Here is an 11039-nt window from a genome sequence, read left to right as displayed (position 1 = left end):
ACTTTACGTGTTGAGACGCCTGATACATACATCTCAAGCATTGAAGCGAGCAGCGACTTTTCATTTCGCTGATACCGCTCAAACACCGTAGGTGAAAATTCGCCATCACGTGTTCTAGGTACTCTTAATTCAAGTGTACCTACTCGAGTCGTAAAATCACGCTCGTAGTAGCCGTTTCGTTGACTCTGGCGACTTTCGGATCGTTCATAGTCCTCGGCTTGAATATATTCCGTTCGTTGGTTCTCCATCAATTGATTGAAAACTGTCGTCAAAATATTTTTAGACACATCATCTTTTACCGAGTGTTCAATAATACTTTGAACCTCATCACTATTCAGTGTAAAATGTACTTGGGTCATGTAAAGTCCTCCTAGGTATGTTTTTGTGGTTAAAAACATTGTACCGTAAAAGGACTGTTACATGGCCTTTTATCTTTTACACAATTATATGGACTTTATCTTATTTTCTTTCACCCTTAACTAAGCAACCACTTATTCTATACTTGTATAGATTCGTTATACTGATTAATTTTTTTATTCAACTCATTAATAAAATACAATTTAGCATCTTCTTTTATTTCATAATCAAAATCTGCTTCTATTATTTCGTCACAATTAACGCAAAATAATTTTTCTTTTCCATAGGATATATGATTATGTTGTCTTTTAGTTGTTAACTCTGCTCCGCAATGGCAAATAGGTCTAAAGTTCTCCATTTTTATTCGATTATCGTATGTTTTAACTAATTCCCACTTATAATGAATCCCTTTATAAACACCATTAGTAAAGTCCATAAAAACTGGTCTAATAGTATTTACTTTAGATTTGCTTTTTATATCAAAATATAACTTAATAACAAAAACTAATATTAGTAAAAAAACTAATACTTGCCATAGTCGAAGCTCTATTGACAAAAGATTTACTAAAAATGTAATTAATATTTTCCATATGCTTTTTAAGGCAGTAAAAAAATCAACCTTTTCAATAATTGCATAAATAATTGATGAAATGACATTGATAGCTACTGCTGAAATAAAGACATATAGTCCACTTTTTTCTTTTTTATTCATATTTTCCTCTAGCTTTCAAACCTTTTACTTATTAAAGATTATTATATCAAATAAAGCATGATTTATCAGCCTGTTATAACTAGAAAGTTTTCTAGCATAGAAAAAAGCACTTCTGATTCTTAGATCAAAAGTGCTTTCAATATTTTCAAATTAAATCATTTTAAAATGCTCTAAAGCCTCTCTGATCGCTTCTTCCTTTTCAGGTGGGCAATTTGGAACAATTGTATTTTCTTTTTTAGATACATTATAGTTTTTGCCAACTTCTAAGCCACATTTTCTTTTAATCTGTGAAATATACAAATTAGAAACCTTCATATCGTTCTTCTTTAAAACATAGTCCTTAATTTCTTCATAGGTCGCTTTGCTTTCAGAAGCAGTAATATCTAGCTCGTCCATATCTAATTTTACTTTTATATGTTGGTCGACATCTAGTTTGGACAAAAGTGCTACCGTCTCCACGTGAACTGTCCTTGGAAACTGGTCGAAGAACTCCAGCTTCTCAAGCTTATATCCCTTCTCTAAAATCAACCTCAGATCTCTGGCTTGTGTTTTTGGGTTGCAGGAGATATAGACAATGGTTTCTGGTTTTGTGTCTAGGATCGGATCTATGGCTTTTGGATGTATTCCATCTCTTGGAGGATCTAGAACTAAGACATCTACTTTGTTTTCAAGATCTTCTATCTTTTCTAATACATCGCCGCAGATAAATTCAACATTTTCTAAACCGTTTCTTAGCGCTGTTTCTTTTGCGGATTCTACAGCTTCTTCTATGATTTCAATGCCATAAACTTTATCTGCTTTTTTTGCAAAGACTTGGCTGATGGTTCCTGTACCGGAATAAAGGTCGTAGACTTTTTTGTTTTCTAAATCCCCCGCCAGCTCCAAGGCTCTTTCGTATAACTTTTCTGCCATAGAAGGGTTCGGCTGGAAGAATGAAAATGGAGTGATTTGGAATTTAAGACCTAGAAGCTCTTCATTGATAAATTCTTCTCCGTATAATAAATCCAGTTTTTCCGGTATTACAGCATCTGCTAAGGAGTCGTTTGTTGTATGGTAGATGGAATGAATCTTTCCATTTACTGGAAGAGCTTTCAACATTTCTACAAACTCTTCCTTATTCCACTCCACTTGGCTGCTGGTTACAAGGTTTACGAGGATTTCTTTGCTGTGAAAGGCGTATCTTACTACTAAATGGCGAAGAAGTCCCTGATGTGTCTGCTTTCTGTAATAAGAAAAACCACCTTCTCTAAAATATTCCTCGACCGCTTTTCGTACCTTTTCGAAATCTTCTTCTACAATATTGCATCCTGTTGTATCACAGATCTCGTAAAATCTTCCTTTTGAATGAAGCCCTAAGGTCAAAGGTCCCCCCTTATACTGATCCCCGAAGCTGTACTCCATTTTATTTCGATAAGCGCTGATTTTTTCTAAGGGATGAAAATAAAGTTCTTCTGTGTATAAGTTCTCATAGAGTTTTTTCATCATCTCTTTTTTTATATCCGATTCTGTTTTGTATTCTAACGACTGATAAGTACAGCCTCCGCAGACTCCAAAGGCAGGACAAGGTGTCTCTGTTTCCAAGGTAGAGTTTTCCAACAATTCCAGAAACTTGGACTGTATCCCTTCTTTTCGTTTTCTTTGGGTAAGAACTCGGACTTTTTGTCCTTTGATGCCGCCTTTGAAAAAGTATTTTTTATCTTCCTCCGTAAAATAGGATTTGTTCGGGAAGTCTGTCCCCTCTATGATTCCGATAACTTCTTTTTTTCTTCTCAATGTAGTTATGTCCTTTCTATATCCAGTTTCTCAATTTCATGAATTTTATTTATTCTTTTTATTGTATTCCAATGAAGGGGAAAAAGCTTTCTGTACTGGGCTGTTAAGAAACGATCGTCTATTAAAAGGACCGATCCTTTATCCTCAGGCGTTCGAATCACTCTTCCTGCAGCCTGAAACACTTTATTCATTCCAGGATAAAGGAAGGCATATTCAAAGCCCTTCCCTTCTTTTTCTTGAAAATAATCTCGTATCAGTTTCGTATCAAGCCCCACTCCTGGAAGACCTACAGAAACAATTGCCGCTGCATTTAACCGTTCGCCAATTAGATCAATCCCTTCGGAAAACACTCCCCCCAATACAGCAAAGGCGATAATACTCGATTCTGTTGTGAATTCTTTTAGAAATTCGTCCCGCTGTCTTTCCGACATGGAGGATTCTTGTATAACTTTTCTCGGATCCTTTCGAAAACGATAGTAGATTTCTTTCATAAAATGATAAGAAGGGAAGAACAGCATAAAATTTCCCTCATCTTCTGTAAATTTCTCTAAAGCTAATGTAATCTCCCCGTAGTTTTTCTCCCGATCGACGTATCTAGTAGACAGAGGAAGAACTCCCAGTTTGAAGTTTTCCTCTGGAAAGGGGCTTGGAAGCCTTAACGTATAATAGTCCTCTGCTCCGAACAGTTCTCCATAAAATGCTGTTGGTGTTAGGGTCGCTGAAAAAAATATTGAGGATACTGCTCTCGTAAGAATAGACTTAAAGATTCTTGAAGTATCGAGGCATTTAATTTCATAGAATCCTTTATCCTCTTCTATATGGGCAACGGTCTTGAAATCTGTATCATAAAAATCGCTGATCTTTACAAAATGATTCAAGTCAAAATACAGATCCATGATTCTTTCATAAAGTTCATGATCTCGTTCTTTCGCTAAAAACTTTTCCATGTTTTTAAGACAAATCTGAACAGTTTTCATTAACTCTTCTTTATAGGAAGCAGAAATATAGACCCCTTTCGGTCCTTTTGAAATTTCTTCTTCGATATGTTCCTCTAAAAAATGAAGGCTTTTTAAAATTTTCAAAAGTGTTTTATCTTCTCCGTCGGTATGAAGAATCTCTTCAATTTTCTCTTTTTCTATCGCTGCAGAATACATATTCCGACCACGATCTACGAGATTATGGGCTTCGTCTACTAAAAATACATAACGGTCGAGATTATTCTCGAAAAATCTTCGCAGATAAATCTGAGGATCGAAAACGTAATTATAGTCGCAAATAACCACATCAGAATAGATGGATAAGTCCAGCTGAAACTCCATGGGACAGACTTTATGCTTTTTCGCATAGTCTAGGATTGTCTCTACATGAAGCAGATCTTCCTCTTCATAAATTTCTAAAATCGCATCATTTACCCGATCAAAATGGCCTTTCGCAAAGGGGCAGTCCTCTGGATTGCACTTTACTTCATTATTCAGGCAGATTTTTTCTTTCGCTGTTAGAGTAATACTTTTGATACGAAGGCCCCTGTCTGTCAAATGATAGAGGGCTTTGTTCGCCGCTTCCTTTGTCGTTGACCGTGCCGTCAGATAAAAGATCTTATCAATATAGTCTTCTCCCATGGTCTTAACGGCAGGAAATAAAGTAGACATCGTTTTTCCGATCCCGGTAGGAGCTTCTACTAATAGATCTTTTCCTTCCTTAATCGCTTGAAAACAGCCTACTGCAAGCTTTCTTTGGCCTTTCCGATATTGTATGAAAGGAAACTGGAGCTTATCGATTCCTTCATTTCGAATTTTTCGAAAAGCAATGATCTTTTTCGAAAAGTTTAGATAAGATCTTAAAAGCCCGCCGTAGAACTCTTCTAGTGTTTTAATATCAAATTCTCTTTCCAGTCTTTTGACTTCTTCTGTGTCTATTTGATAATAGGTTAAACGGATCTTAATCTTTTCTAAGCTGTGATCTCTCCCATAAAAATATCCGTAACACATGGCCTGTGCCCAGTGGAGAGGATTGCTTTTTTCTGTGAGTTCTTCAAGATTTCTCGTTGTGCTTTTTATCTCGTCTATGAGCACATCGGACCCTTTATGATAGACTCCGTCTGCACGTCCTTCCACCTGAAAAAGAACACCTTCTACCACTTCTTCTCGAATCAGACGAACCTCGCTTATAAAATGAAGACCATATTCTTTTTGAAGCTTCTTGTGGATCCGCTGCCCTTCTTTAAGACTATTCATCGTGCGGAAGCGGTTGTCGATATCTCCGCTTCTCATCACAAACTCGATCAGCCCTCTTACCGAAATTCTGATCTTATCCATAACATCTCCTATTTTATTCGTTCCTTAGACATATCGATGGACTTGTTGATATTTCGTCTTTGGATCGCTTGTCTATTGTACATTCTGTCTTCTTCCGATTCTAAAATAAGTTTCGGCACCTCTGTTGCTTTCATATCTCTGTCGATAGCAACCATTGTAAAATAACCTGAGGCGATCATCGCATTGTCCCTTTCTGGAACTTCCGCTTTCAAATAAACCTCCATGGACGTCCGCCCTGTATAATCGATAATTCCTGTGATTCGGATTTTATCTCCTTCGAAAGCCGGCTGCGTAAAGGTAAAATTGTTTACCGATTTTGTTAAGGAAGGAAATCCGCTAAAATCCTTGCTGCAGTATCCTGCTACTGTGTCCATCATTTTAAAAAGCTCTCCTCCGTGAAGAAGACCAAAATCATTGAGCATCGATTTAATAACACAAAAATTCATCTTTCTTTCTGTTTCTTTTTTTGTAAACATATTTCCTCCTGATGAGAATTATTGTCAGATACTGCTGCCTAGTACTATACCCAGAGCCAATAAAAATTGACCTAAACTATATAATAAAATTACCGGAGACCAACGTCTCGGTTTCTTAAAATCTTTCAATATCCCCATATCCGATATCATAAATAAATGAGCCCCTGCAAAAATCATAAAGGATTCTAAACCTGGAGTCTCGAGTAGAAGACTCAGACTGCTAACTGTTATAGATAAAACTGCTATACCGTATAGACAATATAGATAGAAAAATCCGCTATGATCGTCATATTTCTTTAAAAAGAAAAACAATATTACTCCATAAATGAGGCTTGCAAAAAACAACAAAAGAAGATTTACTTCTCCTATCATTTCAAAAATAATCCAAGCATATAAAAGATGTCCTGCCAGAAAAGAAAAAACGCCTCCCATAAATAGAGCTCTTTTATTTTTATCAAACAATAATAAATCCCCTAAAAACCCGAGTAACAATGCCATTTTTAACGCAGAGGGAACGTATAACTGTCTAATCTGCGCAAATAAAAAAGCGCTTAAGAATAATGAAGGCATTAAAAAAAGCTTTATTCTCTGAGTTTCTATTCTTTTTTCATTCCACTCGAAATAAAGATAGATTCCTAATACAAGAAAGAAAATAACCCATACCAAAAATTCCATAGCTGCTCCTAGTCTTTCTTTCGATAATATCATTAAGAAGAGTATCTTACAAATACAAATAACAGCTGATCGTCTATGGAGAGTAGGGAAATAGAAAGCCTATCCGTTGTAGTTTTAATAGACGAAATTCATATCCTTTTATATCCTTATTATATCGTAATTATTTCTAATAAAAAAATACCAGCACCGCTGATCCTTTCCATTTGGATTTTTATAAAAAAATTTGTTTCACAAAAATGGTAGAGATAATGGGAGTCGAACCAAAGTCAGATTTTAAAAGATTATAAAAAGATCTCCCCGATCTCTTTCCAATTATGAACTCTTTTATAAGGCAGATCCATCTTTGCATTGAAGGGAGACGTATAGACGATACTTTGGCCTCGTACTCTTCTAAGCTGATACGGGCTATCGTCAATCAATACATCGGTTCCAACTACGTATTTAAAGCCGCAGAATATAAATTTATTTTGATCGAGAAAGGGCAGATTTTCCCTTAACCACAAATATTTATCTTCGAAAGAGTTCGGCACTTCCATGGCTGCTGTACAGATATAGATATCGTATTTTTTATTCATTTCCTCTAAAACTTCGAAAACCATAGGATCGATAAATTCTAAATCTCTAAAAAACCCTTTTTGATTTACTTTATTGTATAATTCGATCCATTCATTTTTATCCATAAATTCATGTATTGTTTTGCCTACTAAGTCATCCTTCGTGATATCTTTATTAAATAAACGATTATAAAGAGCAATCGCTTTTTTTAAGCTGTCAACGATCACTTGATCCATATCGATAGCGATACTATGTATTTCTTCCACGGACTACACCTCTTTCCTTGATTATTTTCATTATATAAAAGAAAAAAAGAATAAAGTTTAATCTTCTGTTAAAAATGGGTAAATTATAAAACTAGCATTCTAGTTTTATTTGTATATACTAATATATAGAACAGTAAGGAGGGCTTATGGAAAACAAATATAATTTAGCCTTATTTGATATGGACGGAACATTGATCGACTCCATGGACCGCTGGATTTCTATTATCGGCGAATTTATGGACCGCAACAAAATAATAATTACCGATGAACTCATTTCAAATATAAACACTTTAAACTTAGAAGAAACCATCCACTTCTTAATCAAGAACTATGGACTGAAAAGAAGCTATCAAGAGTCTATCGATGATCTGGATAAGATGATGATGGATTATTATATGCATCATGCAAAATTAAAACCGGGAGCCGTAGAGCTTCTTCACCGCATGAAAGAAAAGTCCATCCCTATGGCGATCGCTACCGCTACGAAGGATCTTCTAGCCATTCCCGCTCTTGAAAAGCAGGGTCTGAAAGAATTCTTTACCTTTATCCAAACGACAGAAAACGCAGGTTTTCCGAAGGCTCGGCCGGGATACTGGAAAATAGCTGCAGAGAGAGGAAAAAAAGATACAAACGAAGTGGTTGTTATAGAAGATTCCCTCTACGCTGCATCTCTTGTCCATACTCTCGGAATGAAGGTGATCGGCGTTGAAGACAAATCCGGAGAGCAGCACAAAGAAGAAATGCTAAAAATTTCGAAACAATTCGTGACGAATTTAAACGATGTTGATTTAAGATGGTTTGAATAAAACAACTCTCGATTTTTATGAAAGATTTCAGGTGATTCTATGACTCTTTTTATTCCAAAAAACGCTTCAAACATCCTAGATAAAATATCTAAAACAGCGAAAGAAGAATCCCTTCTTGATCGGGGTGATCTGTTTTTGTTTTTCTACTATGCACTTCTTTTAGAAAAGAAAGGTTTAAATATAGGTCATCCTTTTATCAAGGAAATACGACACTCCCTTTGGGAGCTTCGTCCCGGTAACCAAAGATACTTTTTTACAATGCTTAAAGGAGAGATCTATCTGCTTCATTCCTTTCGTAAAAGAACACGGAACACACCTTCTAGGGAATTCAAAAAGGCCGTTTTGCTATTGGATGAATTGAATCCTTACAAACCGGATATTTGGCTGCCCTTAGAAGATGTTCTTTCTTCTTATCTCACCGAAAAAGAACAGCGGCTGATAAAAAAATATACAAGCTTTATGATAGAACTTGTTCCAGAATATAATAAAGAGCTTCTGGATTTCCCGAGATATTTCGATAAAGGCCATATCGACCCGCCGCTTCTTTGGGCTCTTTCTTTGATAGAGAAAAACTCTGATTAACTTGCCTATTTTACGAATATACAAAGCCAAAGACAGTTTTCCGAAGTATAGAGCACTCTATGCTTTTCATGGGCCTTTATATAATAATGATCTCCTTTTTTAAGGGGAATTTCTTTCCCTTCTGTTTCCAATACACTTTCTCCTTCTAAAACAAGAACCCATTCATCTTCGTTCTGATCGTAAACATCCGAACTCTGCCCTGAAGACAATATCCTTTCAATCTTAATTTTTTCATTTTCCAATATCGTATCTGTTATTTCAAAATCTTTGCTGAAATTTAACGTCTCAAATAAATTCATAACATTCCTTTCCGTTGGCCAATTGCCTTTTTCTTATTATTTTATAGTATAATAGACTAATAATGGGAGGTTTCTATGAAAAAAGCACTTATCTTCTCTCTTTCTACAGGAGGAGGCCACAATACAGCAGCGAGAAATCTTAAAGAAATCTTTACAGATTCTGATTATGAAGTTGTTATTGTGGACACGATGAATAAAATTAGTCCCAAACTAGATCGTACCATCAACAAAGGATACGAAACCTTGGCAAATAAGGTTCCTTCTTCATGGGGTGCATTATATCAGCTCTCTAATAAGAAAAAAATTTCAAAGGGTTTATTTTCAACACTAGCAAAAGTTTCCCGTAAAACAATTATAGAAATACTCCATCGCGAAAGACCGGATATTATACTGGGAACACATCCCTTTGTCGTTTCTTTTATTGCTTCTATGAAAAAAGAAGGAATTATCCGCCTGCCTTTTATCAGCGTAGTAACTGATTTTGTAGCTCACGATCTTTACCTTCACGATTATGTGGATGCTTATATTGTAGGGAGCGACTTTACGAAAATTAAGATGGTTGAAAAAGGGATACATCCCGATCGGGTTCATTCCTGCGGAATCCCTATCTCTAAAATCTTTACGATCCGAAAAGATCCTCCTTCTTTTGAAACTTTCAAGATCCTCGTTATGGCCGGCTCCGTCGGTTTCAACTATATTATACATATCGTAGATGCGTTGTTGAGTATAGATCGGCCGATACATATCCGCGCCTTGTGCGGGAGAAATGATAAAATAAAAGAGAAAATGAAGCGGCGTTTTGCTAAGGATATTCAAGAAGGCAGGCTTGAACTTTTCAGCTATACCGATGATGTAGCTTCCCTTATGGATGATTCCCACTGTGTCCTGACAAAACCAGGCGGACTCTCTGTTACAGAAGCGCTAAACAAGAACCTGCCTCTTCTGCTTCCACACTATGTACCAGGGCAGGAAAAAGAGAATGTGGAGTTTCTTCTGTCCAATCATCTGGCCTTTTACGCAAGAACGCCAAAGGAAACAAAAAAGATCATGGAAGAGATTATGGATTCCCCTGAAGTTTTAGATATCGTTAAAGATAATATGGAGAAAATCACCTCAAATTATCATCGAAAAAAAATTATACACATTGCCAATGAACTCATAAAAAAAGGATCCTTTACTTAAAAGTAAAGGATCCTTTTTTATTCTGTTAATTCTTTTAATCGTCCAGTTACTTTATAAGGGATCTTTTTTAAATCTTCTAGATCTTTTGCACCTAGTAAAAGCATTGCTATCTTGGTTTTTGCTATAAGACTTTCTACATAATCTCTAGCCTGTTCATATCCCCCGTATAAAAGGTAGGAAAGAATTTCTCCGCTGATTCCTACATAATCAGCGCCTAATATAAAGGATTTTACGATACACTGTCCAGATTTTAGTCCGCCGCTGGATATTAAAAAAAGATCCTCTTTTCGGTCTTTTTTTATATCTAAAAGGATCTTCGCAGTAGGAATACCCCATGGGTAAAAATCTTCAAAATCACAATCAAATCTTCGATTGTTCTCAATTTCAACGAAATTTGTTCCTCCGTGTCCCGCAATATCGATATATCTTGCACCCTTATCGTATAATCTGGAGACTGCCTGGGCAGATAATCCAAACCCTACCTCTTTTACAATAACGGGCTGGTCTAATTCTTCTATAATATTGCTGATATTTTCTAGGATCCCTGAAAATTTTCGATCGCCTTCTTTCATTACCAGCTCTTGAACAGGATTCACATGAAGCTGCATCGCATCTGCATCGATCATGTTTTTTGCTCTTTTTACTTCTTTTAAACTGCTGTTGGAAGAAAGATTTCCGATTACCACGTTCTTTTCCCCTACTATCTCTCGAACAATAGAGAAGGTTTTAATGCTTTCATCATTTTCTAAGGCTATTTTTTGGGAACCTAATGCAATTGGAATCGAAAATTCTTTTGCAATCCGTGCCAAGTCTGCATTTATCTCTTCACAGACTTCCGTTCCTCCGGTCATCGCATTGATCATCAGCGGAAATTTTGTAATTTTCCCAAAAAGCTCTGATTCTGTATTAATCTGTTCGAAATCTAGTTCAGGCAGAGCATTGTATTCGATATATATATCACTTAGAAGATTATCGCCTTTATAAGCAGACTTTAAATAATTTTCTATATGCTCTTCTTTTCGAATCTCTCTCATTAAGCCC

Annotated in this window: 12 protein-coding genes; 3 read left to right on the top strand and 9 right to left on the bottom strand. The window is 36.0% G+C overall.

Translation table 11 applies throughout. The annotated features are described in order from the left end of the window. From ACTQ46_RS05935 to ACTQ46_RS05905, 7 genes are all read right to left on the bottom strand, one after another. Window positions 1-359 (bottom strand): transposase (locus ACTQ46_RS05935; protein WP_441748039.1); only part of this gene is annotated, 359 nt, incomplete at its 3' end. Window positions 360-496: 137 nt separating this feature from the next. Further along, on the bottom strand, window positions 497-1069 hold the full coding sequence (locus ACTQ46_RS05930; protein ID WP_441748037.1) for a hypothetical protein: 573 nt from the start codon (window positions 1067-1069) through the stop codon (window positions 497-499). Window positions 1070-1219: 150 nt separating this feature from the next. After that, window positions 1220-2842 carry a 23S rRNA (uracil(1939)-C(5))-methyltransferase RlmD gene (gene rlmD / locus ACTQ46_RS05925; RefSeq protein WP_441748035.1) on the bottom strand — a complete coding sequence of 541 codons (1623 nt, stop codon included), beginning with the start codon at window positions 2840-2842 and terminating at the stop codon, window positions 1220-1222. Window positions 2843-2847: 5 nt separating this feature from the next. After that, the gene (locus tag ACTQ46_RS05920) at window positions 2848-5157 is read right to left on the bottom strand and encodes an ATP-dependent DNA helicase (RefSeq protein ID WP_441748034.1); all 2310 of its coding nucleotides are present in this window, start codon (window positions 5155-5157) and stop codon (window positions 2848-2850) included. Window positions 5158-5165: 8 nt separating this feature from the next. Beyond that, complete coding sequence (locus tag ACTQ46_RS05915) at window positions 5166-5633, bottom strand: acyl-CoA thioesterase (RefSeq protein WP_441748032.1); 468 nt, start codon at window positions 5631-5633, stop codon at window positions 5166-5168. Between the two features lie 24 nt (window positions 5634-5657). Further along, the gene (locus ACTQ46_RS05910; RefSeq protein ID WP_441748030.1) at window positions 5658-6308 is read right to left on the bottom strand and encodes a lysoplasmalogenase family protein; all 651 of its coding nucleotides are present in this window, start codon (window positions 6306-6308) and stop codon (window positions 5658-5660) included. Between the two features lie 281 nt (window positions 6309-6589). Then, entirely contained in the window at window positions 6590-7129 is a 540-nt protein-coding gene (locus ACTQ46_RS05905; protein WP_441748028.1) for a 5' nucleotidase, NT5C type, read from the bottom strand. Window positions 7130-7275: 146 nt separating this feature from the next. Here ACTQ46_RS05905 and ACTQ46_RS05900 point away from each other — a divergent pair, with 146 nt between their 5' ends. Both ACTQ46_RS05900 and ACTQ46_RS05895 read left to right on the top strand, forming a co-directional pair. Then, window positions 7276-7935 (top strand): HAD family hydrolase, encoded by a 660-nt coding sequence (locus ACTQ46_RS05900; protein WP_441748026.1) that lies wholly within the window; start codon window positions 7276-7278, stop codon window positions 7933-7935. Between the two features lie 39 nt (window positions 7936-7974). Then, on the top strand, window positions 7975-8517 hold the full coding sequence (locus ACTQ46_RS05895) for a type II toxin-antitoxin system RelE/ParE family toxin (RefSeq protein WP_441748024.1): 543 nt from the start codon (window positions 7975-7977) through the stop codon (window positions 8515-8517). Window positions 8518-8522: 5 nt separating this feature from the next. On the opposite strand, the gene ACTQ46_RS05890 is transcribed toward ACTQ46_RS05895, so the two are convergent. After that, on the bottom strand, window positions 8523-8816 hold the full coding sequence (locus ACTQ46_RS05890; protein WP_441748022.1) for a cupin domain-containing protein: 294 nt from the start codon (window positions 8814-8816) through the stop codon (window positions 8523-8525). A gap of 75 nt (window positions 8817-8891) precedes the next feature. Between ACTQ46_RS05890 and ACTQ46_RS05885 the strand changes: the two genes are divergently transcribed. After that, entirely contained in the window at window positions 8892-9998 is a 1107-nt protein-coding gene (locus ACTQ46_RS05885) for an MGDG synthase family glycosyltransferase (RefSeq protein ID WP_441748020.1), read from the top strand. Between the two features lie 17 nt (window positions 9999-10015). Here ACTQ46_RS05885 and fni read toward each other — a convergent pair whose 3' ends face one another. Next, entirely contained in the window at window positions 10016-11032 is a 1017-nt protein-coding gene (fni, locus tag ACTQ46_RS05880; protein WP_441748018.1) for a type 2 isopentenyl-diphosphate Delta-isomerase, read from the bottom strand. Window positions 11033-11039: the final 7 nt, after the last annotated feature.

Source organism: Gallicola sp. Sow4_E12 (assembly GCF_052116305.1).
Classification (GTDB): Bacteria; Bacillota; Clostridia; order Tissierellales; family Peptoniphilaceae; genus JBQKLI01.
This window is presented reverse-complemented; position numbering and strand designations above follow the sequence as displayed.

What these genes read in the sequence shown, in the direction of transcription:
- ACTQ46_RS05930 (WP_441748037.1), bottom strand. Translation starts at nt 1,069, where the DNA reads ATGAATAAAAAAGAAAAAAGTGGACTATATGTCTTTATTTCAGCAGTA.
- ACTQ46_RS05920 (WP_441748034.1), bottom strand. Translation starts at nt 5,157, where the DNA reads ATGGATAAGATCAGAATTTCGGTAAGAGGGCTGATCGAGTTTGTGATG.
- ACTQ46_RS05915 (WP_441748032.1), bottom strand. Translation starts at nt 5,633, where the DNA reads ATGTTTACAAAAAAAGAAACAGAAAGAAAGATGAATTTTTGTGTTATT.
- ACTQ46_RS05910 (WP_441748030.1), bottom strand. Translation starts at nt 6,308, where the DNA reads ATGGAATTTTTGGTATGGGTTATTTTCTTTCTTGTATTAGGAATCTAT.
- ACTQ46_RS05900 (WP_441748026.1), top strand. Translation starts at nt 7,276, where the DNA reads ATGGAAAACAAATATAATTTAGCCTTATTTGATATGGACGGAACATTG.
- ACTQ46_RS05895 (WP_441748024.1), top strand. Translation starts at nt 7,975, where the DNA reads ATGACTCTTTTTATTCCAAAAAACGCTTCAAACATCCTAGATAAAATA.
- ACTQ46_RS05890 (WP_441748022.1), bottom strand. Translation starts at nt 8,816, where the DNA reads ATGAATTTATTTGAGACGTTAAATTTCAGCAAAGATTTTGAAATAACA.
- ACTQ46_RS05885 (WP_441748020.1), top strand. Translation starts at nt 8,892, where the DNA reads ATGAAAAAAGCACTTATCTTCTCTCTTTCTACAGGAGGAGGCCACAAT.
- fni (WP_441748018.1), bottom strand. Translation starts at nt 11,032, where the DNA reads ATGAGAGAGATTCGAAAAGAAGAGCATATAGAAAATTATTTAAAGTCT.